The sequence below is a fragment of the Sphingomonas sp. Leaf5 genome (genome assembly GCF_001421155.1).
GTDB lineage: Bacteria > Pseudomonadota > Alphaproteobacteria > Sphingomonadales > Sphingomonadaceae > Sphingomonas.
Genome location: NZ_LMJZ01000022.1, coordinates 137,771 through 161,640 on the forward strand (window position 1 = coordinate 137,771; position 23,870 = coordinate 161,640).

Annotated in this window: 27 protein-coding genes and 1 pseudogene; 11 read left to right on the forward strand and 17 right to left on the reverse strand. The window is 67.1% G+C overall.

The annotated features are described in order from the left end of the window. Positions 1–348: 348 nt before the first annotated feature. Positions 349–966, forward strand: coding sequence for a YbhB/YbcL family Raf kinase inhibitor-like protein (locus tag ASE50_RS15180; RefSeq protein ID WP_056402354.1), 618 nt, complete (start codon positions 349–351; stop codon positions 964–966). Between the two features lie 120 nt (positions 967–1,086). On the opposite strand, the pseudogene ribH reads toward ASE50_RS15180, so the two are convergent. The 8 genes and pseudogenes from ribH to ASE50_RS15220 form a co-directional block, all read right to left on the reverse strand. Continuing rightward, a pseudogene (ribH, locus tag ASE50_RS18365) lies at positions 1,087–1,470 on the reverse strand (6,7-dimethyl-8-ribityllumazine synthase); the annotation flags it as partial. A gap of 1 nt (position 1,471) precedes the next feature. Then, positions 1,472–2,602: a 3,4-dihydroxy-2-butanone-4-phosphate synthase gene (gene ribB / locus ASE50_RS15190; RefSeq protein ID WP_056402361.1), complete on the reverse strand. Its 1,131-nt coding sequence runs from the start codon at positions 2,600–2,602 to the stop codon at positions 1,472–1,474. Continuing rightward, positions 2,589–3,194 carry a riboflavin synthase gene (locus ASE50_RS15195; RefSeq protein ID WP_056402550.1) on the reverse strand — a complete coding sequence of 202 codons (606 nt, stop codon included), beginning with the start codon at positions 3,192–3,194 and terminating at the stop codon, positions 2,589–2,591. The genes ribB and ASE50_RS15195 overlap by 14 nt, the downstream gene beginning before the upstream one ends. A 146-nt stretch (positions 3,195–3,340) precedes the next feature. Further along, complete coding sequence (gene ribD / locus ASE50_RS15200; RefSeq protein ID WP_056402365.1) at positions 3,341–4,294, reverse strand: bifunctional diaminohydroxyphosphoribosylaminopyrimidine deaminase/5-amino-6-(5-phosphoribosylamino)uracil reductase RibD; 954 nt, start codon at positions 4,292–4,294, stop codon at positions 3,341–3,343. A 26-nt stretch (positions 4,295–4,320) separates the two neighbouring features. Next, positions 4,321–4,668 (reverse strand): hypothetical protein, encoded by a 348-nt coding sequence (locus tag ASE50_RS15205; RefSeq protein ID WP_055999162.1) that lies wholly within the window; start codon positions 4,666–4,668, stop codon positions 4,321–4,323. A 270-nt stretch (positions 4,669–4,938) separates the two neighbouring features. Continuing rightward, on the reverse strand, positions 4,939–5,610 hold the full coding sequence (locus tag ASE50_RS15210; protein ID WP_056402368.1) for a TonB family protein: 672 nt from the start codon (positions 5,608–5,610) through the stop codon (positions 4,939–4,941). Between the two features lie 90 nt (positions 5,611–5,700). After that, on the reverse strand, positions 5,701–7,020 hold the full coding sequence (gltX, locus tag ASE50_RS15215; protein ID WP_056402372.1) for a glutamate--tRNA ligase: 1,320 nt from the start codon (positions 7,018–7,020) through the stop codon (positions 5,701–5,703). 40 nt (positions 7,021–7,060) lie between these two features. Then, positions 7,061–7,588: a YcxB family protein gene (locus tag ASE50_RS15220; RefSeq protein WP_056402375.1), complete on the reverse strand. Its 528-nt coding sequence runs from the start codon at positions 7,586–7,588 to the stop codon at positions 7,061–7,063. A gap of 86 nt (positions 7,589–7,674) precedes the next feature. On the opposite strand from ASE50_RS15220, the gene ASE50_RS15225 reads away from it, so the two are divergent. Together ASE50_RS15225 and ASE50_RS15230 are read left to right on the forward strand one after the other, a co-directional pair. Next, positions 7,675–8,610 (forward strand): ribose-phosphate pyrophosphokinase, encoded by a 936-nt coding sequence (locus tag ASE50_RS15225; protein ID WP_055999154.1) that lies wholly within the window; start codon positions 7,675–7,677, stop codon positions 8,608–8,610. An 84-nt stretch (positions 8,611–8,694) separates the two neighbouring features. Then, complete coding sequence (locus tag ASE50_RS15230; RefSeq protein ID WP_056402378.1) at positions 8,695–9,186, forward strand: DUF6622 family protein; 492 nt, start codon at positions 8,695–8,697, stop codon at positions 9,184–9,186. Between the two features lie 149 nt (positions 9,187–9,335). Here ASE50_RS15230 and ASE50_RS15235 read toward each other — a convergent pair whose 3' ends face one another. From ASE50_RS15235 to ASE50_RS15245, 3 genes are read right to left on the reverse strand one after another with little or no spacing between them, the layout of a single operon-like run. Beyond that, complete coding sequence (locus ASE50_RS15235; RefSeq protein ID WP_056402381.1) at positions 9,336–10,082, reverse strand: sulfite exporter TauE/SafE family protein; 747 nt, start codon at positions 10,080–10,082, stop codon at positions 9,336–9,338. 4 nt (positions 10,083–10,086) lie between these two features. Then, on the reverse strand, positions 10,087–10,476 hold the full coding sequence (locus ASE50_RS15240) for a hypothetical protein (RefSeq protein ID WP_056402384.1): 390 nt from the start codon (positions 10,474–10,476) through the stop codon (positions 10,087–10,089). Beyond that, positions 10,473–10,667, reverse strand: a complete 195-nt coding sequence (locus ASE50_RS15245) for a hypothetical protein (RefSeq protein ID WP_056402387.1) — start codon at positions 10,665–10,667, stop codon at positions 10,473–10,475. Before ASE50_RS15245 ends, ASE50_RS15240 begins: the two co-directional genes overlap by 4 nt. Positions 10,668–10,763: 96 nt before the next feature. Here ASE50_RS15245 and ASE50_RS19540 point away from each other — a divergent pair, with 96 nt between their 5' ends. From ASE50_RS19540 to ASE50_RS15260, 4 genes are all read left to right on the forward strand, one after another. After that, entirely contained in the window at positions 10,764–10,934 is a 171-nt protein-coding gene (locus ASE50_RS19540) for a hypothetical protein (protein ID WP_235512384.1), read from the forward strand. A 122-nt stretch (positions 10,935–11,056) separates the two neighbouring features. Further along, on the forward strand, positions 11,057–12,256 hold the full coding sequence (gene sucC / locus ASE50_RS15250) for an ADP-forming succinate--CoA ligase subunit beta (RefSeq protein WP_055999141.1): 1,200 nt from the start codon (positions 11,057–11,059) through the stop codon (positions 12,254–12,256). A gap of 307 nt (positions 12,257–12,563) precedes the next feature. Further along, positions 12,564–13,313, forward strand: a complete 750-nt coding sequence (locus ASE50_RS15255; protein ID WP_056402390.1) for an electron transfer flavoprotein subunit beta/FixA family protein — start codon at positions 12,564–12,566, stop codon at positions 13,311–13,313. Beyond that, a complete protein-coding gene (locus tag ASE50_RS15260; protein ID WP_056402395.1) occupies positions 13,310–14,239 on the forward strand; it encodes an electron transfer flavoprotein subunit alpha/FixB family protein in 930 nt (309 codons plus the stop codon). Before ASE50_RS15255 ends, ASE50_RS15260 begins: the two co-directional genes overlap by 4 nt. 362 nt (positions 14,240–14,601) lie before the next feature. Here ASE50_RS15260 and ASE50_RS15265 read toward each other — a convergent pair whose 3' ends face one another. Beyond that, the gene (locus ASE50_RS15265; protein WP_056402398.1) at positions 14,602–15,126 is read right to left on the reverse strand and encodes a hypothetical protein; all 525 of its coding nucleotides are present in this window, start codon (positions 15,124–15,126) and stop codon (positions 14,602–14,604) included. Between the two features lie 94 nt (positions 15,127–15,220). Between ASE50_RS15265 and ASE50_RS15270 the strand changes: the two genes are divergently transcribed. Next, positions 15,221–16,450 (forward strand): dipeptidase, encoded by a 1,230-nt coding sequence (locus ASE50_RS15270; RefSeq protein WP_056402401.1) that lies wholly within the window; start codon positions 15,221–15,223, stop codon positions 16,448–16,450. On the opposite strand, the gene nhaA is transcribed toward ASE50_RS15270, so the two are convergent. The 4 genes from nhaA to mnmA all read right to left on the reverse strand — a co-directional run bounded on the left by nhaA (position 16,437) and on the right by mnmA (position 20,528). Further along, entirely contained in the window at positions 16,437–17,627 is a 1,191-nt protein-coding gene (gene nhaA, locus ASE50_RS15275; protein WP_056402403.1) for a Na+/H+ antiporter NhaA, read from the reverse strand. The genes ASE50_RS15270 and nhaA overlap by 14 nt on opposite strands. Positions 17,628–17,784: 157 nt before the next feature. After that, positions 17,785–18,603 carry a 2,3,4,5-tetrahydropyridine-2,6-dicarboxylate N-succinyltransferase gene (dapD, locus tag ASE50_RS15280; RefSeq protein ID WP_056402406.1) on the reverse strand — a complete coding sequence of 273 codons (819 nt, stop codon included), beginning with the start codon at positions 18,601–18,603 and terminating at the stop codon, positions 17,785–17,787. After that, positions 18,600–19,262, reverse strand: coding sequence for a pyrimidine 5'-nucleotidase (locus tag ASE50_RS15285; protein ID WP_056402409.1), 663 nt, complete (start codon positions 19,260–19,262; stop codon positions 18,600–18,602). Before ASE50_RS15285 ends, dapD begins: the two co-directional genes overlap by 4 nt. A gap of 171 nt (positions 19,263–19,433) precedes the next feature. Next, positions 19,434–20,528 carry a tRNA 2-thiouridine(34) synthase MnmA gene (gene mnmA, locus ASE50_RS15290; RefSeq protein WP_056402412.1) on the reverse strand — a complete coding sequence of 365 codons (1,095 nt, stop codon included), beginning with the start codon at positions 20,526–20,528 and terminating at the stop codon, positions 19,434–19,436. A gap of 178 nt (positions 20,529–20,706) precedes the next feature. Here mnmA and ASE50_RS19290 point away from each other — a divergent pair, with 178 nt between their 5' ends. The 3 genes from ASE50_RS19290 to ASE50_RS15305 all read left to right on the forward strand — a co-directional run bounded on the left by ASE50_RS19290 (position 20,707) and on the right by ASE50_RS15305 (position 21,675). Then, positions 20,707–20,910 (forward strand): hypothetical protein, encoded by a 204-nt coding sequence (locus ASE50_RS19290; RefSeq protein ID WP_200909560.1) that lies wholly within the window; start codon positions 20,707–20,709, stop codon positions 20,908–20,910. Positions 20,911–21,010: 100 nt separating this feature from the next. Beyond that, entirely contained in the window at positions 21,011–21,313 is a 303-nt protein-coding gene (locus tag ASE50_RS15300; RefSeq protein WP_055999108.1) for a DUF1153 domain-containing protein, read from the forward strand. 110 nt (positions 21,314–21,423) lie between these two features. Next, positions 21,424–21,675 (forward strand): GlsB/YeaQ/YmgE family stress response membrane protein, encoded by a 252-nt coding sequence (locus tag ASE50_RS15305; RefSeq protein ID WP_055999105.1) that lies wholly within the window; start codon positions 21,424–21,426, stop codon positions 21,673–21,675. A 139-nt stretch (positions 21,676–21,814) separates the two neighbouring features. On the opposite strand, the gene ASE50_RS15310 is transcribed toward ASE50_RS15305, so the two are convergent. Beyond that, positions 21,815–23,794: a GAF domain-containing protein gene (locus ASE50_RS15310; protein ID WP_056402415.1), complete on the reverse strand. Its 1,980-nt coding sequence runs from the start codon at positions 23,792–23,794 to the stop codon at positions 21,815–21,817. Positions 23,795–23,870: the final 76 nt, after the last annotated feature.

The following is a 23,870-nucleotide window of genomic DNA, read 5'->3' on the forward strand; positions in this document are numbered from 1 at the left end:
TAAATCGATTCCATGCTGCAACGCAATAATGCCCATTCGTATCCGATCGGCCCGTCATTGCCGGCCATGGCCCGTCTCACCCCGACACAGGCGACCGTACCGATTCCCGCCCCCTGCCGTACGCCCGTGCAGGCGGGGGGCCGGGGTCCTGAGCGCAAGCCGTTGTTATCCTTGGTGCCGCCCCTCGCCGGCGCGGGGGTACGGCGCGTTTCCGGCCAGGCCTGCGACGTTCGCAGCGGTCTGACACCACGGACACGGAAACCTTCGCGACAGGATTTCTACCGGCCCCGCGGACCTTGCCGCCGGTCTCGCCGGTTATCGGCGGACCATTGCGACGAAAGGACCATCATGCTCGAACATGTTCCGGGGTGGCTGGGCGCCTTGCTGCACAATGTCCGCGCGGGCGCGTCGAAGCTGACGATCGTCGATCCGGCGCTGGGCAGCTTCGCCAGCCTCGACCTCGCCAGCCTCGCCTTTGCCGACGGACAGCGGCTGCCCGAACGCTTCACCGCCGATGGCGAAGGCGTCTCACCGCCGCTGCACTGGCGCGGCGTTCCTCCGGAAGCGACGTCGCTGGCGCTGATCGTCGAGGACCCCGACGCCCCCTCGACCCAGCCGCTGGTCCACGCGATCCTGTGGGGCATACCCGCTGCCGACGGACAGGTCGCCGAAGGTGCGATCCGCCCCGATGGTGACGGCGATGCCGCGCACGGCGATGTCGGTCGCAACAGCTATCTACGCGAAGGCTGGCTGCCGCCCGATCCCCCGACCGGGCACGGCGAACATCGCTACGCCTTCCAGCTGTTCGCGCTGAAGGACGCGCCGCAGCTCGACCCCAATCCGGGCCGCAGCGCGGTGATGGAAGCGATGGCCGGCCGCGTCCTCGCCGCCGGCGTCCTCACCGGTGTCTATTCGCGCGGCGAACCGGCGGAAATAGGTCCGGTCGGAGGCGTAGTGCCGGCCTAAAATCCTTCCCGGCACGGGGAGGGGGACCAGCCGCAGGCTGTTGGAGGGGGGCGTCCGCAAACGGAGCGCCAGTGGATACCCCTCCACCACCGCTACGCGGCGGTCCCCCTCCCCGTGCCGCGCCGCCTTGGCCGCCTCGCCGCCCTTGTCCTTTTCGTCGCGCTTCGCCCGCGTCAGCGCCTGCGCCTCGTTCTCGACGGTCAGGATGCCGTTGCCGACCGGCACGCCTTCGAGGCTCAGGTTCATGATCCCGCGCGCGCTCTCGTTCGACACGATTTCGAAATGATAGGTTTCGCCGCGGATGATGACGCCCAGCGCGACGAACGCGTCATAGACTTCCGCCGCATCGGCGATCGCGATCGCACCGGGTACTTCCAGCGCACCGGGCACGGTCACCGTCTCGTGTTCGTGCCCCGCCGCCTCGATCGCCGCCCGCGCACCTTCCAAGAGCAGGTCGTTCAGATGGTCGTAAAACCGCGCCTCGACGATCAGTATCTTCGCCATATCAATTCTCCGTGATCGGCCGTTCGCCGACGATTTTCAGCCCATAGCCGTCGAGGCCCACCAGCGTGTGATGGGTGTTGGTCAGCACCACCATGTCCTCGACGCCCAGCTCGTTCAGGATCATCGCGCCGACGCCATAGTCGCGCAGTTCCTCCATGTCGGGCACCGGCGCGCCGCTGCGGGCATGGATCGCCAGCGTCAGCCCGTCGGGCCGCGGGCGGTTGATGACGACGACGACGCCCGCACCCTCTTCACCGATGATCCGCATCGACTGGCGCAGCAGCCCGCCGCGCTCGCCGCCTTCACCGAACAGGTCGGCGAACGGCGACAGCGCGTGCATCCGCACCAGCGTCGGCTTGCTCGGGTCGATCAGCCCCTTGACCAGCGCGACCTGCTCGCTGCCGGTCGCCTTGTTCCAGAAGGTCATGGCGCGCCATTCGCCGCCCCATTCGCTTTCGAACACCGTGTCCGCGCGCTTTTCGACCAGATGGTCGTGGCGGCGACGGTACGCGATCAGGTCGCGGATCGTCCCGATCTTCAGGCCGTGCAGCTGCGCGAAGCCGATCAGGTCGTCCATCCGCGCCATCGTCCCGTCCTCGTTCATGATCTCGCAGATCACGCCCGAGGGGTTGAGGCCGGCCAAGCGCGACACGTCGACCGCCGCCTCGGTATGGCCGGCGCGTACCAGCACCCCGCCCTCGCGTGCGACCAGCGGGAACACATGGCCCGGCGTCACGATCTCCGACGCTTCCTTCGACGCATCGATCGCGACGGCGATCGTCCGTGCGCGGTCGGCGGCCGAAATGCCGGTCGTCACCCCCTCGCGCGCCTCGATCGAGACGGTGAAGGCGGTTTCGTGCCGCGTGCCGTTGTTGCGCGCCATCAGGTCGAGGCCGAGTTGCTCGACCCGCGACTTGGTCATCGCGAGGCAGATCAGCCCGCGCCCGTGCCGCGCCATGAAATTGACCGCATCGGGCGTCGCCATCTGCGCCGGGATGACCAGATCGCCCTCATTCTCGCGATCCTCGTCATCGACCAGGATGAACATCCGCCCGTTACGGGCTTCGTCGATGATCTCTTCGGGGGAGGACAGGAAAGCGTGGCGGAGACCCGCCAGTTCAGCGTTGGCCACGGACTTGTTCCATTCGCATCAGATAACGGGCGAGCACGTCGATCTCGATATTGACCGACTGCCCTTCGGCGAGGTCCCCGAGCGTCGTGACCGACTGGGTATGGGGGATCAGGTTGACGGTGAAGCGGGTGCCGGTCGCGTCGTCGGCCACGTCGTTGACGGTCAGCGAAACGCCGTCGATCGTCACCGATCCCTTGGTCGCGACGAACGGGCTGAGCGCGCGATCGATCGCGAAAGTCACCCGCGTCGAATCCTTGTCGGCGCTCCGGTCGACGACCGTGCCGACGCCGTCGACATGGCCGGTAACGATATGCCCGCCCAGTTCGTCGCCCAGCTTCAGCGCGCGTTCGAGGTTCAGCGGGCGTCCCGCGATCCATTGGTCGGCGGTGCGCGACACCGTCTCGCCCGACACGTCGACCGCGAACCAGCCCGGCCCCTTTTCGACCACGGTCAGGCACACGCCCGAACACGCGATCGACGCGCCCATATCGATGGTGGCGGTGTCATAGGCGCAACCGATGCGGACGCGCAGGTCGCCCGGCCCGTCGATCGATTCGATGCGCCCTACGTCGCTGACTATTCCGGTGAACACGCTTCGCTCCTTCTCGCGGATCGATCGACACATCGCCTTCGCCATCCCCGCGCAGGCGGGGATCCATATACGCTATCGACCGGGAATGTGCCGAAACGTCAGCGGCTATGGGTCCCCGCCTGCGCGGGCATGACGATCGGGCCAGCCTATCGCTCGATCCTGACGCGCTCGTAGACCTCCAGCCGGTCGCTGCCAAGCATCCGGGCGTCGTGCAGTCGCCAGCGGCCATGCGCCGCCGCCAGATCGGTCAGGGCGATATCGGGCAGCGTCCGGCCATGGCCGATCAGAATCGGGGCACGGTACAGCAGCAGCCGGTCGACGACATCGGCGCGCAGGAACGCCGCCGCCGTCGCCGCGCCACCTTCGACCAGCACATGATCGCCCGACAGGTCGGACAGCGCCTCGACCCCCGGCAGCATCGTGAACCCGTCCATCGCCTCGCAATCGGCCGACAGCACCACCCGCTGCGGACTGCGCCCGCTCAGCCCCGGCAGGCGCACGTCCAGCTTCGGCCGGTCGATCTCGGCGGTGCCCCGCCCGACCAGAATCGCTTCGTGGCGGCTGCGTTCCAGATGGCCGTGCGCGCGCGCCGCCGGTCCCGTGATCCACTGGCTCTGCCCATCGGCCCGCGACACTGCGCCGTCCAGCGACAGCGCCAGCTTCAGCGTAACGAACGGTCGCCCCAGCGCGCGCCGGGTCAGGAACCCCGCCATCGCCCGCGCCGCACCCCCGGCACAAACGCCGCTGACGACCGCGATCCCCGCCGCCTGCAACCGCGCGATCCCCTGCCCGTCGGTCCGCGGATCGGGATCGCGCAGGCCGATCACAACCCGCGCCACGCCGTATTCGACTAACAGGTCCGAACAAGCCGGCCCGCGCACCGATTCATGCGCGCACGGCTCCAGCGTAACATAGGCGGTCGCGCCCCGCGCAGCGTCGCCCGCCTGTGCCACCGCCACCGCCTCGGCATGCGGCCGCCCGCCCGCCTGCGTCCAGCCGCGCCCGACCACCCGGCCGTCCGCCACGACGATGCAACCGACATTGGGATTGGGCGCGGTGCTGCCCCGCGTCCGCGCCGACAGCGTCAGCGCCGCGCCCATCCAGCGCGCATCCTCGACCGGGTCGGTCAGATGCCCCAGCTTTTGAGCTTGTCGTCGATCTTCTTCCACTCGGCCTGCCGCTTGGCGCGTTCGCGCTCGAACTCGGCGTTCGCCGCGTCCTGCTTGGCCTGGTCGATCTTCTGCTGCGCGATGATCTCCGCATCGGTGCGGTTCGCTGGCCAGCTTTCGACATAGATGATGTTCGGCCGGTACACGCGTTCGAAATAGGAATCGTGAACGAACCCCCATCCGATCAACAGCACGATGCAGATCGATGCCAGCAGGAACCACCATTCGTGCTTCTCACGCATCCGCGCAAAGCCGACAAAGTCCCGCACGGCATGAACCGGCGAAAAGAGATGGCGCAATTTCATCGCCCCGGAAGATAGGCGCAGGGGCGGACAATCACCAGCCCCGGACGGCCATGAAAGAAGGATGGACTCACGCGAAGGCGCGGAGACGCGAAGGGGTCGCGTTCCGCGCGATGTCTGTGCGAACGGAAGACCGTTTCACCAGTTGCAGGGTCGATCAAGGCCGCTGGCGCGGATGACGGACCAGCAAGCGCAACCCCTTCGCGTCTCCGCGCCTTCGCGTGAATCATCCGCCTTCTCCCCATTCGGCGCACGCATGGGGAGAAGCCCGCCTCAACTATCCTGCATCGTGAAGCGCACCGTCATCTCGCGCCAGCTTTCGACCGCCACCCCGTCGCGGGTCGCGGGACGGAAGCGCCATTTCGACAGCGCGCGCTTCTTCGTGGCTTCGAAGAACGCGTCGCTGGTCGCGCGCACCGGTTCGATCGCGCTCACCCGCCCGTTGCTGCCAACCAGCACACGGACGACGACCACGCCGTCACGGCCGATATTGCGTTCGAACGCGGGATAATCGGGCTGGAAATCGGCGCGATAGCGCGGATCGACGCTGGCCGACACCAGCACCGGCAGCGGCGTGGCGACCGTCACCGGCCCGCCCGTGCCGACCCCGCCTGGCGGCGTCGGCAGCGATAGCGGCGTCGGCGGTGCCGGCGGAATGACCTCGGTACTCTCGATCGTCGGGCCGGTCACCGGATAGGGCGCGGGCGGCACGACGGGCAACGGCGCGGGGGCAGGATCGGCAACGGCGCGCTCGACCGGCTTGACCTCGTCGGGGATAGGCGGCGGCGGCACCTCGATCGGGATGTTGACCGCCTCGATCACCGGATCGACGAACCGCACGCTCTTCGTCGCCGTCATCATCGCCAGCGCCAGCAGGCCGCCATTGATCGCAATCGCTATCCCCAAACCCACCGGGCTCAGGCCACGTTGTCCCTGATATGCCATGCCACCGTCCCTTCGATTCGTATCTCCTGCCGTCCAGTCGGCCGTGCGATGAGATACCCTATCGTCGGGCGTGTAAAGCTGACGTGCGCGTCAGTCGCGCAGCCGGTCGACCGCGCGCGCCCGCCCGATCAGCGGCAGCAGCGTCGCCATGTCCGGCCCATGGTCCATGCCCGTCAGCGCGCGGCGCAGCGGCAGGAACAACGCCTTGCCTTTGCGCCCGGTCTCGGCCTTCAGCGCGGCGGTCAGCTGGCCCCATGGATCGGTCCACTCCAGCCCCGCCGCGACCTCGGCCGCCCGGTCCAGAAACGCGCGATCCTCCGGCGCGACCGGCACCGTGTCGACCGGCCCGGTGACCACCCGCCACCAATCGCCCGCCTCGTCGACCCGCGCGATATTGCCGCGCACCGCGTCCCATGCCGCCGCCTCCATTCCCTCGGGCAGCGCGTCCTCGACCCGTTCGAACGGCAGCTGATGCACGATCCGCGCATTCACCTGCGCCAGTTCGCCCTCGTCGAACCGCGCCGGCGCGCGCCCGAACCGGCCGAAATCGAACGCCGCGATCAGCGGGGCCGGATCGACCACCGCCTCGACCGGGTCGCTGGTCCCCAGCCGTGCGAGCAGCGCCACCACCGCCTCCGGCTCGATACCCTGCTCCCGGAAATGCTCGACGCCCAGCGACCCCAGCCGCTTCGACAGCTTACCCTCGTTCCCGACCAGCAACGCCTCATGGGCAAACGCCGGCGGCACTGCCCCCATCGCGGAGAACATCTGCATTTGCGTGGCCGTATTGGAGACATGATCCTCGCCACGCACGACATGGGTCACGCCCATATCGGCATCGTCGATCACCGACGGCAACAGATACAGCCACGACCCGTCGGCCCGCCGCACCACCGGATCGGACAGCAGCGCCCCGTCGAACGTCTGCGGCCCCCGCACCATGTCGTCCCACGCGATCGGCTCGGCTTCCAGCCGGAACCGCCAGTGCGGTCGCCGCCCCTCATCCTCCAGCCGCGCCCGATCCGCGTCGGTCAGTTTCAGCGCGGCGCGATCATAGACCGGCGGCAGCCCCCGCCCGGCAAGGATCTTGCGCCGCAAATCCAGCTCTTCGGGCGTTTCATAGGCGGGATAGATCCGCCCGGTCGCGACCATCCCGGCGAACACCGCCTCATACCGGTCGAACCGCGCCGACTGCCGTTCCTCGCCATCGGGCACCAGCCCCAGCCACGCCAGATCGCGCCGGATCGCCTCGACGAACCGCTCCTCGCTGCGCGCGCCATCGGTGTCGTCGATCCGCAGCAGGAACCGCCCGCCCCGCTGCTTCGCGAACATCCAGTTGTGGAGCGCGGTGCGCAGATTGCCGATATGCAGAAAGCCGGTCGGGCTGGGAGCGAAACGGGTCACGGTCATGCCCGCCGTTTAGGGAGCGGGCGTGGCCGCGGCAACCGCATCAGCGGCGCGGCAGCCCTGCATCGGTCAGTATCGCCTCCACCTGCGCCAACTGGCCCGCATCGAACGCACGCCGCGGGATGAAATAGGCGAGCAGGTCGTTGCCATAGAGCAGCAACACCTCGCGCCCGAGATGCCAATGGAGCAACTCGCCCCATGGCAGCGCGATATCCGCCCGGACGCTCTGCTGGCGGAACCCGGTCGCATCGAATATCGTGCGATGCTCGTGATGTAGCGTTTTTTGCTGCACGAACAGCCGTCGCGACCGGCGCGGCAGCAGCAGGCGATTGACGCCGATACATGCCGCCAGTCCGACCGCACCGCTCGCAGCGCCTCCGACGGCGATCACCAGCGCCACCAACGGCGGATCCCCCGTCGTCAGCAGCAGAAGGAATATGCCCAGCACCACGACGCCTAGCAACAGCGCTGTCCGCCCGAAGAACCGGCGTGATCGCAACTGTCGCGCGAACATCGCCTTCTGTACCGCGACATAATCCTCGGCCACCGGCGTGAACGTCACTTCGACCATCGCTCATTCCTTCGCGTCACATGGCTTTCACAATTCGTCCGCGCCCTCTATGGCGCACCCATCTTTTCATCGATACGGGCGCACCCATGAAGCTGCTGGCGGGCAATTCCAACCTTCCCCTGTCGACCGCGATCGCGGACTATCTGGAGATTCCGCTGACCACGGCCAGCGTGCGCCGCTTCGCCGACGAGGAAATCTTCGTCGAGGTGCTGGAGAATGTCCGCGGCGAGGACGTGTTCGTCGTCCAGTCGACCAGCTATCCGGTCAACGACAACCTGATGGAAATGCTCATCATGATCGACGCGCTGAAACGCGCGTCGGCGCGTCGCATCACCGCCGTCCTGCCCTACTTCGGCTATGCGCGGCAGGACCGGAAGCCCGGCCCCCGCACCCCGATCTCGGCGAAACTGGTCGCCAACATCATTACCGAAGCCGGCGCCGACCGCGTGCTGTGCGTCGATCTGCACGCCGGACAGATTCAGGGCTTCTTCGATATTCCGACCGACAATCTCTATGCCGCGCCGGTCATGTCGGAGGATATCAAGACCCGCTTCGGCGAGCATAACCTGATGGTCGTGTCGCCCGACGTCGGCGGCGTGGTCCGCGCGCGCAGCCTTGCCAAGCGCCTGCACAACGCGCCGCTCGCCATTGTCGACAAGCGTCGCGAGCGGGCCGGCGAATCGGAGGTCATGAACATCATCGGCGATGTCGAGGGCCGCTTCTGCGTCCTGATCGACGATATCGTCGATTCGGCCGGCACGCTGTGCAACGCCGCCGCCGCCCTCAAACAGGCGGGTGCGGTCGGCGTCGTCGCCTATTGCACGCACGGCGTCCTGTCGGGCGGTGCGGTCGCGCGGGTCGAGGCGTCGGCGCTTGAGGAACTGGTCATCACCGATTCGATCGGCAACCACGACGTGATCGCGCAGGGCAAGAAGATCCGCCACCTCACCATCGCCCCGCTGCTCGCCGAAGCGATCCGGCGCATCGCGGACGAATCGTCGGTATCGAGCCTGTTCGACTGAGGCGTTTCGCTCCCGGCGCGCCTTGTCAACCGGTCGTGATGCTCTAGCATGGCGGCATCATCCTTTGGGGGAAGGAACCACGTCATGCATCCCAGTCAGATCGCAACCGGGGCACCGACATGGGTATATGCCCTGCTGGCGGGACTCGTGTTCCTCGGCGTGCGGCGGTTGCGGACGCGCGAGGTGCCGGTCGCGGTCGCGCTGCTTCCGTCCATCGCCTTCCTGTTGTGGAGCGTGATGGGGGTCGCGGCCTTCGCCCATCAGGTCGGGATCCTGCCTGCATTGGCGGCCTGGGCGGGCGGTGCTGCGCTGGGGACGGCAAGCGGCGCGTTCCTGCCCGATCCACGCGGGCAGCGGTTGCCGGGCGGGCGGGTCCGCCAGCCGGGTTCGCCGTTGCCGCTGATCCTCTATCTCGGCGTATTCGTCGTCCGCTTCGCCTGCGGCGCATGGGCGGCGGTCGTTCCGGCGCAGGCGGTGCTGGCCACTGCCATCGGCATCGCGGCGGGGGCGGCGGTGATGGCACGGCTGCTGGTGGGCGTCACGCGTTGGCGCACGGTTTCGACCCTGCCCGCCTGAATGCGCTGTGCGCATTTTTGCGGTGCCGGCCCGCTCCCCCACCCCACCACCCATGCAGGTATAATGACCTGGGTGGTGGGATGGGGGAGCGGGCTGGCACCGCCGGCAAAACTCGCTCTACCGCGAGTTTTCAAACAGCCTCTGGGCGGTCACATCACCCCATCCCATACCAACTTCACCCCCACCGCGATCATCAGCACATAAATCGCGGTATAGAACCGCTTCGCCGACACCCGCCGCACCAGCCACACCCCGGCAATGGTCGCCGCGATCGCCACCGGCAACAGCACCGCCGACGTCGCCAGATTCGCCGCCGTGAACTGCCCCAGCGCCAGATAGGCCGGCACCTTCAGCCAATTGACCGCGCCGAAGAACAGCGCGGTCGTGCCCACCAGCACGTCGCGGGGAAGCTGACGCGGCAACACCCATAGCTGGAACGGCGGCTGCCCGGCATGGGCGATCTGGCTGGTGAACCCCGATGCCACGCCGAACGTCGTGCCGACCCAGCCCGGCGACTGCCGCGCGACCGGCATCCCGTTGCGTTCGGTCCATAGCCGCCACAGCCCGAACGCGATCGAAATCCCCCCGACCACCGCCAGCACCGCCGAAGGTTGCACCGCGCTCGCAAAGCCATAGCCCAGCAGGATGCCGATCCCCGCGCCCGGCAGCATCCATGCGATCACCTGCCAGTCGATCGTCCGCCGGAACGCCCAGATGCCGACGACGTCCTGCACAATCAGGATCGGCAACAGGATTGCCGCCGCGCGCACCGGATCGACCGCCAGTGCCAGCATCGGCAGCGACAATGCCCCCATCCCCGAAAAGCCGCCCTTGGCCAGCCCCAGCATCAGCACCGCCGGCACCGCCAGCGCATAGAAGAACGGATCGTCGATCATGCGGTCAGTCGCGCCGCTCGCCCAGCTTCTGCGCGATGCGGAACAGCGCCAGCACTCCGACCGCCATCACCGCGACCAGCGCCAGCACCGCATAGGTCAGCACCTCCAGCCAGCGCGCAACGGCGCGGGTGGCATCGGCCTGCCGGGCGATCGCGATGCTCTGCGGCGTTTCGACCCGCGGCGCGCCGGTGGTGAACGGGGCCGGCGGCAGCGGCGGCATCGGCACGCCGGTGCGCGGATCGACCCGCTGCACGTCGCCGGTGTCAACTTCCGCGCCGGGACGCGACGTTCCGCCATCGGTCGACATGGTCGCGACCGCGCCGACCATCGCCAGCGTGGCAAAGATCGCCAGCGCCCATGACAGCGCCCGGGCCTGCCAGCCTTCCGGCGTCATCGGTGGTCGCCCCGCTCGCAGAACGGCGCGGTCGCCACGCGGACCCGCCGACGCATCGGTGGGCGATCCGCGGGACAGGCGACCCGTGCCGCGAACCCCGCCATGACGGCCATGACGGCCATGGGCGCGACGACGATCGGGATGGCGATTGCCCAGTGCATCCAGCGGCTATAGCGGCTCGGCGATGACATTGCGACGCCTTCCCGTCCCGTTCCTCCTGACCCTCGCACTCGCCGGCTGCGCCGTGCCCTAGGCGCGGTTGCGCAGCGGGTTGCAGGGGGCGGGACATGGTCGACCGGCTCAGCCTCGCCCGATTGTTGCGGCTGTCCGACCTGCCCGCCGCGCGCGATGCCAACGACCTGCCGGCGTTTCTGCGGCGGCTGCGGGCGCTCGGCGATCCCAAAATCCTTGCGGTAACCGGCAGTTCGGCGGCGCTCTGCGCGACCGGCCTGCAGTAAAGCACCTGCGACGCAGTTGCATTAAGCCAGTTTACCACTGGATTCGGCGGTCGGCATGTGCTTTAGGCGTGGCAACTTTGCCAACTTACCAGACACCCACCCGAGAGGCGGAAGGCGAATCCATGAACATTCACGAATATCAGGCCAAGGAACTGCTCGCGAAGTTCGGCGTGCCCGTGCCCGCCGGCTTCTCGGCGATGACCGTCGACGAAGCCGTCGAAGCCGCCGGCAAGCTCCCCGGGCCGCTCTATGTCGTCAAGTCGCAGATCCACGCCGGTGGCCGCGGCAAGGGCAAGTTCGTCGAACTCGGCCCGGATGCCAAGGGCGGCGTCCGCCTCGCCTGGAACCTCGACGAAGTACGCGCGCACGCGACCGACATGCTCGGCAACACGCTGGTCACGATCCAGACCGGCGACGCGGGCAAGCAGGTCAACCGACTGTACGTGACCGACGGCGCGAACATCGCCAAGGAATTCTACCTCGCGCTGCTCGTCAACCGCGCCACCGGCCGCGTGTCGATGGTCGCCAGCACCGAAGGCGGCATGGATATCGAAGCGGTCGCCCATGACACGCCCGAGAAGATCCATTCGATCGACATCGATTCCGCGACCGGCTTCATGCCGCACCATGGCCGCGCCATCGCCGCCGCGCTCGAACTGAAGGGCGACCTCGCCAAGCAGGCCGCCAGCGTCGCGTCGAAGCTGTACGACGCGTTCCTCGGCACCGATGCCGAGCAGATCGAAATCAACCCGCTCGCCGTCACCGAGGAAGGCCAGCTGGTCGTGCTCGATGCCAAAGTCGCCTTCGACGGCAACGCCATGTTCCGTCACAAGGACCTGATGGAACTGCGCGACACCACCGAAGAAGACGCGATGGAGCTGGAGGCGTCGAAGTACGACCTCGCCTACATCAAGCTCGACGGCGATATCGGCTGCATGGTCAACGGTGCCGGCCTCGCGATGGCGACGATGGACATCATCAAGCTGAACGGCATGTTCCCGGCCAACTTCCTCGACGTCGGCGGCGGCGCGAACAAGGAAAAGGTCACCGCCGCGTTCAAGATCATTCTCGCCGATCCGGCGGTGAAGGGCATCCTCGTCAACATCTTTGGCGGGATCATGAAGTGCGACATCATCGCGGAGGGCATCGTCGCCGCCGCGAAGGAAGTGAACCTGTCGGTGCCACTGGTCGTCCGCCTGGAAGGCACCAACGTGCAGGCCGGCAAGGACATTCTGGCGAACAGCGGTCTGGCGATCGTTCCGGCCAACGATCTGGGCGATGCCGCCAAGAAGATCGTCGCGGAAGTGCAGAAGGCCGCCTGATCCATGGCGGTCCGGCGCGCACCCGGCGGCACGCGACTGGCATGGTCGTTTGCCAAGGGAGCAGCGGCCGGTGCCTTGGTCGTGATGGCTCTGGTCCGGCTGCTGTAAGCGCTAGACCCGGCGGAAATGGGGTCCGGGCGGAAACGTCCGGGCCCTTTTTCGTTGGGGAGGCAAGGTGATTCGGTCTAGGGTCGCCGCCTGCCGCTACGGCGTCCCGGCGTTTCCATACCGGACTTGCGAAACCCACGCAAAACCGCCACAGAAACGCGCGATGCCACCGCGCAAGACGTTTTGAGAGGGAGTGCCCATGAAGGTGCTGGTACCGGTCAAGCGTGTGCTTGATTACAATGTGAAGCCCCGTGTGAAAGCCGACGGGAGCGGGGTCGACCTCGCCAACGTCAAGATGAGCATGAACCCGTTCGACGAGATCGCGGTCGAGGAAGCGATCCGGTGCAAGGAAAAGGGCGTGGCGACCGAGATCGTCGTCGTCTCGATCGGCGAGGAAAAGGCGAAGGACACGCTGCGCACCGCGTTGGCGATGGGCGCCGACCGTGCGATCCATGTCGTCACCGACGCGAAGGTCGAGCCGCTGGGCGTTGCCAAGCTGCTGAAGGCGATCGTGGACGAGGAACAGCCCGGCCTGGTGATCCTCGGCAAGCAGGCGATCGACGACGACAACAACCAGACCGGCCAGATGCTGGCGGCGCTGACCGGCTACCCGCAGGGCACCTTCGCCAGCAAGGTTGAGGTGTCGGGCGAGACGGTCAACGTCACGCGCGAGGTCGATGGCGGGCTGGAGACGGTCGCGCTCAACCTGCCGGCGATCGTCACCACCGACCTGCGCCTGAACGAGCCGCGCTATGCGTCGCTGCCCAACATCGTGAAGGCCAAGTCGAAGCCGCTTGCGGCCAAGACGGCGGCGGATATTGGCGTGGACGTGACGCCGCGGCTGACGACGGTGAAGGTCGAGGAACCGTCGAAGCGGCAGGCCGGGGTCAAGGTCGCCGATGTCGACGAACTGGTCGGCAAGTTGAAGACGCTGGGAGTGGTCGCATGAAGACGCTGGTTTGGGTCGAACATGACGGACAGGTGGTCAAGGACGCGACCTATGCCGCCGTCACTGCCGCCGCCAGGCTGGGCGAGGTCGAGGCACTGGTCGCAGGGCAAGGCGTCGATGCCGTCGCACAGGCCGCTGCGCAGATCGCCGGCGTCGCACGGGTGCTGGTCGCCGACGACGCCGCCTTTGCCCACAACCTTGCCGAGAATGTCGCACCGCTGGTCGTCGACCTGATGGGCAGCCACGACGCGTTCGTCGCGACCGCGACGACGACGGGCAAGAACATCGCGCCGCGTGTCGCCGCGCTGCTCGACGTGATGCAGATCAGCGAAATCCTGTCGGTCGAGGGGCCGGACAGCTTCACCCGCCCGATCTACGCCGGCAACGCGATCGCGACGGTGAAGACCAGCGATCCCAAGCTGGTGCTGACGGTACGCGGCACGGCGTTCGACAAGGCGGAAGCGACCGGCGGATCGGCCATCGTCGAGGCGGTTACCTCGACCGGTGACAAGGGCGTGTCCAAATTCGTCGGTGCGGAAATCGCCGCGTCGGAACGACCCGAACTGACCAGCGCCAAGATCATCGTCTCCGGCGGTCGCGCGCTGGGATCGGAAGAGCAATTCCATGCGCTGATCGATCCGCTCGCCGACAAGCTCAACGCCGCCGTCGGCGCATCGCGTGCGGCGGTCGATGCCGGCTATGCGCCCAACGACTATCAGGTCGGCCAGACCGGCAAGATCGTCGCGCCGGAAGTCTATATCGCGGTCGGCATTTCGGGCGCGATCCAGCATCTGGCGGGGATGAAGGATTCGAAGGTCATCGTCGCGATCAACAAGGACGAGGACGCACCGATCTTTCAGGTCGCCGATGTCGGGCTGGTCGGGGATCTTTTCACGCTGGTGCCGGAGCTGACTGCCAAGCTTTGAGCGAAGCAGCGCAAGCTGCTGAACGGTGCGCAAGGGGCAAAGCCCCAAGCGCACAAAGCGACGGCCGGCCGGCGTCGCCATCGCAACGACCGACGACGCGGGATTCACTCCCGCGTCGGCCCTTTGTCGAGCAAACCCGTCCAGTCGAGCACTGCGCCCAGAGGTCGTCGTGGAACCGATGGCCCCTGCAACGAACGAGCCCCCGATCCTCCAGGCACGGGGAGGGGGACCATGCATAGCATGGCGGAGGGGGCTGTCCGCCAACGGGACGGAAGCGTTCCGCGCCCGCCCCCTCCACCAGCTACGTTGGTCCCCCTCCCCGTGCCGGGGAGGAATTACAGCCCGATCGCACCATCAACCCCTTACTTCGCTGCCGCCACCGGCAACGGCAACGGCACCGCCGGATCGAGCGGGATCGCGATCCGCTTGGCCCGCTCCTTCTTAGACGGCCTGCCCTTCACGCCGCGCACGACATCGCCGATCAGCTTACCGAAACTCGTCGCCTCGCCGGGTTCTTCGCAGCAACTGTTCGGATCGATCAGCTTGCCGACCGCGCGGATGAGGAAGGTGCCCCCGCCAAAAATATCGACCCCGGTCGTACATCCTTCCGACAGCGTCGCACACGGACTGGACGTCGCCGCCATCGCCCCGCGCCCGTCGGCATAGGGATTGGACGGCAGCGGCCGGTCGGGCGGCGTGCGTTCGGATGGCAGCGGAAGCCGCGGCGTCTGCACCCCCTTGCCGCAGACGAGGATTTCGTCGTCCTGCGAATTGCGCCGCGCCGACGCACACGGATCGACGAGGATCGAAATTCGCTCTGGCGGCGCGTCGATCGGGACGGCGGGGGTCGCGGTCTGTCCGGCAAGCAACAGCAACAGGGGAACCATCGGCGCATCTCCCTTCGGCCATGCACGCAGCCTATGACCTGGCGCTGCTGTAGCACTTGTCGCGCGCCTGCGCGACGCGGTAGCTTGCCCCCCGATGCTGCTTCCCCTGCTCCTGCTCGCCGCGCAGGCTCCTGCGCCGACCGCCGCCGACATCGGGCGTGCCGAACGCGTGCTGGCGCGCACGCCGATCATCGACGGGCATAACGACCTGCCCTGGGAAATTCGCGACGGGCATCACGCAGCGGCCGAGGCTGTCGATCTGACCGCCGATACCAGCCGCATTGAACCACCGCTCCAGACCGACCTGCCACGCCTCGCCAGGGGGCATGTCGGCGGACAATTCTGGTCGGTATGGATTCCGGCGACGACCACCGGTCCGCAGGCGGTCGAAATGACGATCGAACAGATCGACATCGTCCGCCGCATGATCGCCGCCAATCCGACGCGCATGGCGCTGGCCCGCGACGCCGCCGACATGGCGCGGATTGCGAAAAGCGGTCGCGTCGCCTCGCTGATCGGCGTCGAGGGTGGGCACCAGATCGACGGCCGGCTGTCGGTTCTACGACAATTCTATAATCTCGGCGTCCGCTACATGACGCTGACCCATGGCAAGAGCGTCGGCTGGGCCGACAGCTCGACCGATGCCCCGCAGGCAAACGGCCTCACCCCGTTCGGACGGCAGGTGGTGGCGGAGATGAACCGCCTCGGGATGCTGATCGACGTTGCGCATGTGTCCGATGCGACGATGGCGGCGGCGCTGGCGGCGACGAAGGCACCGGTCATCGCCTCGCATTCCAATGCCCGCGCGATCGCCGACCGGCCGCGCAACATTCCCGATCCGCTGCTGGCGGCGATCGGCCGCAACGGCGGCGTGGTGATGGTCAACGCCTATCCCGCCTTCCTGTCGAGCGCGTGGAACGACTGGGACAATCGGCGCGGTGCCTTTGCTAAGGCACAGGGCCTGCCGGGCAATCGCTACGGCAAGGAGACGCCGGCGGCGGTCAGGGCATGGGAGGCCGCCAACCCTGCCCCGCGCGTCACCGCCGCGACGATGGCCGACCATGTCGACCATATCGCGAAGATCGCCGGCCGCGCCCATGTCGGCATCGGCGGCGATTATGACGGCATTTCGGGCACCGGACCGGAGGGCATGGGCGGCGTCGACGGCTATCCGCGCTTGTTCGCCGAACTGGCACGGCGCGGCTGGTCCGACATTGACCTGAGGGCGCTGGCGCAGGGCAATGTCCTGCGCGTGCTAGGCCAGGCAGAGGCCGTGGCGAAGGCGATGGCCGGTCAGAAGCCGGTCGACGCTATCTACCCCTGACCGGCGCGAACCGCAGCAGCGCGGCACCGAGCAGGGCCGACAACAGCGATCCGGCCAGCACCCCGATCTTGACCTGATCGATCGCCGCCGCATCGCCGGCAAAGGCGAGGCCGCCGATGAACAGGCTCATGGTAAAGCCGATCCCGGCCAGCGCCGCAACGCCCCATAGCTGCACCCAATTGGCATCGCCCGGCCGGCACGACAGTCCGCTGCGCACCGCCAGCCAGATCGCGCCGAGCACGCCGACCTGCTTGCCGACGAACAGCCCGACCGCGACCGCCAGCGGCAGGGGCGCCCACAGGATCGACAATGGCACGCCCGTCACCGCGACCCCGGCATTGACGAAGCCGAACACCGGCACGACCGCGAACGCGACCCATGGGTGAATGGCATGTTCGAGCCGGTGGAGCGGTGAATCGATCGCCTCCGGCGCGCCCGGTGTCGGTTTGACCGGAATGGTCATCGCAGCCAGCACCCCGGCAACGGTCGCATGGATGCCGGACAGGAACACGAGATACCATAAAGGCACGGCCAGGATCAGATACGGGGCCAGCCGCACCACGCCTGCCCGGTTCAGCGCGATGAGCATCGCCAGCACCAGCGCCGCACCGCCCAGCGCCGTCAGATCGAGATCGCTGGTATAGCCCAGCGCGATGATCGCGACCGCGCCCATATCGTCGACGATCGCCAGCGTGGTCAGGAACAGCTTCAGCGCCGCCGGCACGCGCTTTCCCAGCAACGCCATCACGCCGACGGCGAAGGCGATGTCGGTCGCCGCCGGGATCGCCCATCCGCGCGCGATGCCGGGCGTCGATCGCGCGACCAGGAGGTACAGGATCGCCGGCGCGGCCATGCCCGCGATCGCCGCGATCACCGGCAGGCGGCGCTGCTCCCATGTCGCCAGTCGCCCGTCGACCAGTTCGCGCTTGATCTCCAGACCGACCAGCAGGAAGAACAGCGCCATCGCCGCATCATTGACCCACAGATGCAGCGTCATAGGGCCATGTCGGGCGCTCAGCACCGGCCCGGTGGTCAGGTGCAGCAGATGAAAATAGGCGGTGGCGGTGCCAGGCAGGTTGGCGAGCACCAGTGCCAGCGCCGACGCCAGCATCAGGGCGATCCCGCCCGATGCCTCACCGTGAAGGAACGTGCGAAGCATGGAGCGGGGGCGGGTCATGGTGCCCCGTACCAAATCCTCCCCGGCACGGGGAGGGGGACCGCCGCAAAGCGGTGGTGGAGGGGGTTGGCCACGCGACGCAACGGCTGCGTAAGCGGACATCCCCCTCCACCAGCCCGCGGCTCGTCCTCCTCCCCGTGCCGGGGAGGAATTTCGGTCAGTCGCGCAGCAGGTCGTTGATGCTGGTCTTGCTGCGCGTTTGCGCATCGACGCGCTTCACGATGACCGCGCAGTACAGCGCCGGCTTGCCGTCGCCGCCACCGATCGATCCCGGCACCACCACCGCATAGGGCGGCACTTCGCCGCGGAAGGTTTCGCCGGTCGCGCGGTCGATGATCTTGGTCGATGCGCCCAGATACACGCCCATCGACAGCACCGCACCCTCGCCGACGCGCACGCCCTCAGCCACTTCGGCCCGCGCGCCGATAAAGGCGCCGTCGCCGATGATGACCGGATCGGCCTGCAACGGCTCCAGCACGCCGCCGATGCCCGCACCGCCCGACAGATGTACGTTCTTCCCGATCTGCGCACAGCTGCCGACGGTCGCCCAGGTATCGACCATCGTGCCTTCGCCGACATAGGCGCCGATGTTGACGAAGCTCGGCATCAGGATCGCGCCCTTGCCGACGAACGCGCCGCGGCGGACGATGCTGCCCGGCACCGCGCGGAACCCGGCGTCGCGGAACCTGTGTTCGCCCCAGCCGGTGAACTTGCTCGGCACCTTGTCGAACCAGTTGGTGCCGCCGGGGCCGTCCATGATCTGGTTGTCGTTCAGACGAAACGACAACAGCACCGCCTTTTTCAGCCACTGATGGACCTGCCAGCCATCGCCAACCGGCTCGGCCACGCGTGCCTCGCCCGAATCGAGCAGTGCCAGCGCGGCGTCGACGGCGTCACGAACCTCGCCCTGCGTATGGACGGTCAGCTCGGCACGGTTTTCCCATGCAGCATCGATCTGGGCAGCAAGGTCGGTCATGATTCCTCCACGAAGCGTAGCCACGCGACGATATCGTGCGTGATGTAATCGATATGATCGCGGCCGACGGGCAGCCCCTGTTCGGACCCGTTGTCGACCCAGACCGTCGTCATGCCCACTTCCTTTGCGGGGACGAGGTTGCGGGCCATGTCCTCGGCGAACAGCGCGGCCTTGGGGTCGATCTCCCACGCTGCGCACAGCCCGTCATACGCGCTGGTATGCGGTTTCGGGCGATAGGCGGTGGCATGGATGTCGTGGATGCCGGCAAAGCTGTCGGACAGGCCGAGCTTGTCGAGCACCCGCTGCGCATATGGCGCATCGCCATTGGTGAACACCAGCTTGCGCCCCGGCAATCCGGCCAGCAGCCGCGGCAGATCGGGATCGGGGACCAGCGGCGACAGGTCGATGTCGTGGACGAAATCGAGGAAATGGTGCGGATCGACCGCCTGTTCGGCCATCAGTCCCGACAGCGACGTGCCATGATTGTGAAAATGCATCTTCTGGACCCGGTGCGCTTCTGCCGCATCGCAGCCGAGCAGGTCGCAGATATATTGCCCCATGCGCGCCTCGACCTCGGCGAACAGGTTGCTCGACGCCGGATAGAGCGTGTTGTCGAGATCGAAGATCCATTCACGGACATGGGCGAGCGCGGGGTGCATCGGTCGCGGGCTGTAGGCGGGTGCGAGATATGCTGCAAGTTCCTCCCCGGTACGGGGAGGGGGACCGCCGCGCAGCGGTGGTGGGGGTTGGCCGCGCAACGCAACCGTCGTGGATGCCGACAGCCCCCTCCACCATGCTGCGCATGGTCCCCTCCCCGTGCCGGAGAGGACTTACGCTGCCTCCGTCGTCTCGATCCAGCCGCCGCCCAGCACTCGTTCCCCGGCATAAAGCACCGCCGCCTGCCCCGGCGCGACGCCATATTCGGGCGCATCGAACACCAGCCGGTCACTCTCCAGTCGCGCTGGTACCGGCTTCGCCATCGATCGCACCTTGGCGGTCAACGGCCCGACATGATCGCCGCCGATCCAGTTGATCTCCGACAGCCGCGCCGCACCGACCGCCAGCGCACTGCGCGGTCCGACGACCAACCGCTTCGTCTCCGGCTCCAGCCGCACGACATAGAGCGGCTCGGCAAGGCCGCCGATCTCCAGACCACGCCGCTGCCCGACGGTATAGCCGACCAGCCCGCCATGCTGGCCCAGCACCTGTCCGCCCAGATCGACGATCTCGCCGCCCTCGTTCGCTTCGGGGCGCAGCTTGCGGACCAGCCCGGCATAGTCGCCATCGGGCACGAAGCAGATATCCTGACTGTCGGGCTTGCCCGCGACGCCCAGCCCCAGTTCGGCGGCGATCTCACGTACCCGCGCCTTGGGCATGCCGCCCAGTGGAAAGCGCAGGAAATCGAGCTGGTCCTGCGTCGTCGCGAACAGGAAATAGCTCTGGTCGCGCGCCGGATCGACCGCGCGGTGCAGTTCCGCGCCCGCCGCGCCCATCGCCCGGCGGATATAATGGCCGGTCGCGAGGCAATCCGCGCCCAGATCACGCGCCAGCGCGAACAGATCGGTGAATTTCGGCCCCATATTGCACTTCACGCACGGGATCGGCGTCCGTCCCGCCAGATACGCATCGGCGAAATCGTCGATCACCGTCTCGCGGAAACTGGTCTCGTGATCGAACACATAATGGGCGATGCCCAGCCGGTCGCAGACCGCCCGCGCGTCGCGAATGTCGCGGCCGGCGCAGCACGACCCCGCCCGCCCGACCGCCGCGCCATGGTCGTAGAGTTGCAGCGTGACGCCGATCGTCTCCGCGCCGGTGGCATGGGCAAGCGCGGCCACGACCGAACTGTCGACCCCGCCCGACATGGCGACGACGATCCGTCGTGCGGCAACCGGCGATTCGAGTTGAAAATCAGCAGTATTCATGGGGCCGCCGATAATCCTTTCGCGGCCGGCTTGCAAAAACGGGACGTCATTTACCGGACCTTCAGGTGTGTCGGGTAGCACCGGGGTTCGAAACCCATGTGGGAAAGATGCATTGGAACTGAGCTTCGCCCGTTTCGACCGTGGTAGCACGGTCACACCGTTACCGACGGAGCTGGCCGTGTTGCTGGCTTCGGCAACGGGTCGGCAGGCGGCGACGCCGACGGCCCGGTTGCAGACGCAACTGACGTGGAAACGCGCGCCGGTATCGCTGCTGACCCCGACCGAGGGCGCGTTCAACTGCTGGACGGCGACGCTGCTCGACCCGCGTATCGTGGCGGAGCAACGGTCCATCGCCAATCCGGCATGGGTGCCGCGCGAATGAAGACCATGTTTACCTAGCCGTTTTAGCTCGTGTTCAGCCGTGTTCAGTATGACCGAAAAAGTAGGTTTCAGGGGTCTCCCACCCCGGCTCGAGGTCCAGTATGATTGAGAACCAGAAAATTCGTCCGGCAAAGGTGATCGGTCCGCTCGGCGAACCGCTCACGCTCGACACGCTGCCGCCCGCCGAAACGACCCGGTGGGTCGTCCGGCGCAAGGCGGAAGTGGTCGCGGCGGTCAATGGCGGGCTGATCACCGTCGACGACGTCTGTATGCGATACAATCTGTCGGCGGAGGAGTTCGCCGGATGGCAGCGCGCGGTCGACCGATCGGGTATGCCGGGGCTGCGGGTGACCCGGATCCAGCATTACAAAACGCTCTACGAACGCCAGCAGCGCAAATATTAAGGTATTCATTGAATACGGAGGCGGAACAACCCAGTCCCTTGAGAGTCTTTCCCTCAGTACGCCCGGTACGCACAGCATCGGGTCGCAGGCACCAAATGGAGGGACGTCAAATGGGTATCATTCTCTGGCTGATCGTGGGCGGTGTCGTTGGCTGGCTGGCCAGCATCATCATGCGGACGGACGCGCAGCAGGGCATTTTCCTGAACATCGTCGTCGGCATCGTGGGCGCGGTGATCGCCGGCTTCGTGACCGGTGCCAACATCAACAACGGCATTACGGTTACCAGCTTCCTGTATTCGCTGGTCGGTGCGGTCGTGCTTCTGGCGATCGTGAACCTCGTGCGTCGCGGGACGGTGCGGTAAGCATCTGCTCTCGAACCGAGACGAATGGGCCGCCCCTCACCGGGCGGCCTTTTTCGTTTTCGAAGACCGGGTATCTTTTGTTCGTAGCAGCAGGACTGGCTGCAACCGCATAGAACGGGTTCTGCGGCACCGGCAGCCTTCAGCCCCCGGTCAGCGCCGATACCGCGGCGCGCATCGTCACCACGACCCCTTCCGGTTCGAAGCAGGTATCGCTGTCGCCGTTGCCGGTCAGTCCCAGCCGCAATAATTTCGACCCGAAACCACGGCGGGTAGGCGCCCGGACAGCAGGGCCGCCGCGTTCGCGCCAGGTAAAGCACAGCACGCCGTCCTCCACGATCCAGTCGACGAAGACGCGCCCTTCGCCCGCCGACAACGCACCATATTTGACCGCGTTCGTGCCCAGTTCGTGGAGGCTCAGCGCCAGCGACAGCGCCGCCCGTGCGCCGAGCGCGACGTCGGGACCCGACAGGGAGATGCGGTCGTCGCAGCCGAAGACGGCGAGCACCTGCCGTACCGTCGCATGCATATCGGCACCGACCCAGTTGCGTTCGACCAGCACGTCATGGGCAACGCCCAATGCCTGCAGGCGCTGCTCGAACGCGTCGAGCGGCTCGCGCGCGATCGTCCCGCGCAACGTCTGCGACGCGATCGCCTGCACCATCGACAGCGTGTTCTTCAATCGATGCGCCAGTTCCTGGATCAACAAGTTCCGGTGCACTTCGGATTCGACCTGCGCCATGCCGACCTCGACGCGGTCGGCGACCTTGCGCAGGAACACGATCTCCTCGGGTCGCCAGTGGCGTGGTGCCGGATCATGGACCACGAAGGCCGAAACGATGCGTCCGTCCCGCCGCACGGGGACGATCACGAACGCGGCGACCGACATCGCCAGCAAGGCATCGGCCCGATGCAGCGTGCGCGGATCGGTCTGTACGTCGCGCACGACCACTGCCTCTCCCCGTTCGATTTCGTCCTGCAGCGTTCCGAACGCGACGAGATCGTGCTGCCCGGCGAGCGAGGGACCGTCGCCCGTCGTCCAGTCCGGCCCGATGTCGATCTGTGTCGTCATCGCATCGATCCGGCCGAATCCGGCACCACCGACGCTCATCGCCTTCCCGACCAACGCCGATGCCACCTGCGCCACGGCGGCGGCATCATGGCAGTCGCGCAACACGTCGCCGAGTTCGATCAGGGCGCTCTGTCGCCCTTCGGCACCGCGCTCGTCGGTAATATCCTGCAGGATCGCACCGAACCGTTCGCCGTCGATGCGGAAACAATGTCCGCGAAACCAGCGGCGCAGCGTCGGGATATGATGGACGAACCCGACCGGCGTGCCGTCGTGCAGAAGTCCGTGCAGATCGTCCGCCCAGCTTCCCGGAGCAGCCGCGTCCAATATGCGTCCGGTCCTCGACAGCATCGTCGCGCGATCGATCCCCCACAGCGCATACCAGGATGGATTGGCGTCGAAAAACTGCCAGTCGACGACGCGACCATCGTCGTCCCGCAATGCCTTGCCCAGCGCAAAACCGTCGCCGAGATTCTGGAACAGGCCCTGCCAGCGTTGCTCGTTGCCGCTCAGCGCGGTTTCGGCATCGGCGATCCGCGCCAGCGTAACGTCGCGTTCGGCCAGCAACCGCCGCATTTCCAGCATCGCCACCACCTGCCGTGCCAGGCTGCGCATCATCTCGCGCTGGATGTCGCTCAATCCGTCCGGCCGGGGAACGACGTCGAGTACGCACAGCGTACCGGTCGCCACGCCGTTCAGACGCAACGGGACCCCGGCATAGAAGCGGACTTTGGGGCCGGCCGTAACGATCCCGCTATCGCGCGTCCGCGGGTCGATCGACAGGTCGGGAATGACCAGCATGTCGTCGGCATCCAGCGCATGGATGCAGATCGCGTCGTCGAGCGACGTGCCCGGCGCATCGGTGCCGACCCGTGCCGAAAACCATTGCCAACCGGTATCGATGATCGTGACGAGCGCCACCGGCGCTGCACATATCTGTGCGGCCAGCCGTACCAGATCGTCCTGCGCCGCATCGCCGGTCGGTTGTATCAAGCGATAGTCGCGTATCGCCGCCAGCCGTTCCGCCGTCGCGGGGTCATCCGTCGCCCCCATGTCCTCTGCCCCCCAAGGCCATGTTCTGAATAGCAATTCTGCGTACACAGCACAAGGGCCGCACCATGGTTGGCAC

Coding starts and splice junctions, on each gene's coding strand:
- ASE50_RS15180 (WP_056402354.1), top strand. CDS start 349: ATGCTCGAACATGTTCCGGGGTGGCTGGGCGCCTTGCTGCACAATGTC.
- ribD (WP_056402365.1), bottom strand. CDS start 4,294: ATGGGCGCGGCGCTGACGCTGTCGGCGCGGACGCGGGGCAGCACCGCG.
- ASE50_RS15205 (WP_055999162.1), bottom strand. CDS start 4,668: ATGAAATTGCGCCATCTCTTTTCGCCGGTTCATGCCGTGCGGGACTTT.
- ASE50_RS15210 (WP_056402368.1), bottom strand. CDS start 5,610: ATGGCATATCAGGGACAACGTGGCCTGAGCCCGGTGGGTTTGGGGATA.
- gltX (WP_056402372.1), bottom strand. CDS start 7,020: ATGACCGTGACCCGTTTCGCTCCCAGCCCGACCGGCTTTCTGCATATC.
- ASE50_RS15220 (WP_056402375.1), bottom strand. CDS start 7,588: ATGGTCGAAGTGACGTTCACGCCGGTGGCCGAGGATTATGTCGCGGTA.
- ASE50_RS15225 (WP_055999154.1), top strand. CDS start 7,675: ATGAAGCTGCTGGCGGGCAATTCCAACCTTCCCCTGTCGACCGCGATC.
- ASE50_RS15230 (WP_056402378.1), top strand. CDS start 8,695: ATGCATCCCAGTCAGATCGCAACCGGGGCACCGACATGGGTATATGCC.
- ASE50_RS15235 (WP_056402381.1), bottom strand. CDS start 10,082: ATGATCGACGATCCGTTCTTCTATGCGCTGGCGGTGCCGGCGGTGCTG.
- ASE50_RS15240 (WP_056402384.1), bottom strand. CDS start 10,476: ATGACGCCGGAAGGCTGGCAGGCCCGGGCGCTGTCATGGGCGCTGGCG.
- ASE50_RS15245 (WP_056402387.1), bottom strand. CDS start 10,667: ATGTCATCGCCGAGCCGCTATAGCCGCTGGATGCACTGGGCAATCGCC.
- ASE50_RS19540 (WP_235512384.1), top strand. CDS start 10,764: ATGGTCGACCGGCTCAGCCTCGCCCGATTGTTGCGGCTGTCCGACCTG.
- sucC (WP_055999141.1), top strand. CDS start 11,057: ATGAACATTCACGAATATCAGGCCAAGGAACTGCTCGCGAAGTTCGGC.
- ASE50_RS15255 (WP_056402390.1), top strand. CDS start 12,564: ATGAAGGTGCTGGTACCGGTCAAGCGTGTGCTTGATTACAATGTGAAG.
- ASE50_RS15260 (WP_056402395.1), top strand. CDS start 13,310: ATGAAGACGCTGGTTTGGGTCGAACATGACGGACAGGTGGTCAAGGAC.
- ASE50_RS15265 (WP_056402398.1), bottom strand. CDS start 15,126: ATGGTTCCCCTGTTGCTGTTGCTTGCCGGACAGACCGCGACCCCCGCC.
- ASE50_RS15270 (WP_056402401.1), top strand. CDS start 15,221: ATGCTGCTTCCCCTGCTCCTGCTCGCCGCGCAGGCTCCTGCGCCGACC.
- nhaA (WP_056402403.1), bottom strand. CDS start 17,627: ATGACCCGCCCCCGCTCCATGCTTCGCACGTTCCTTCACGGTGAGGCA.
- dapD (WP_056402406.1), bottom strand. CDS start 18,603: ATGACCGACCTTGCTGCCCAGATCGATGCTGCATGGGAAAACCGTGCC.
- ASE50_RS15285 (WP_056402409.1), bottom strand. CDS start 19,262: ATGCACCCCGCGCTCGCCCATGTCCGTGAATGGATCTTCGATCTCGAC.
- mnmA (WP_056402412.1), bottom strand. CDS start 20,528: ATGAATACTGCTGATTTTCAACTCGAATCGCCGGTTGCCGCACGACGG.
- ASE50_RS15300 (WP_055999108.1), top strand. CDS start 21,011: ATGATTGAGAACCAGAAAATTCGTCCGGCAAAGGTGATCGGTCCGCTC.
- ASE50_RS15305 (WP_055999105.1), top strand. CDS start 21,424: ATGGGTATCATTCTCTGGCTGATCGTGGGCGGTGTCGTTGGCTGGCTG.
- ASE50_RS15310 (WP_056402415.1), bottom strand. CDS start 23,794: ATGGGGGCGACGGATGACCCCGCGACGGCGGAACGGCTGGCGGCGATA.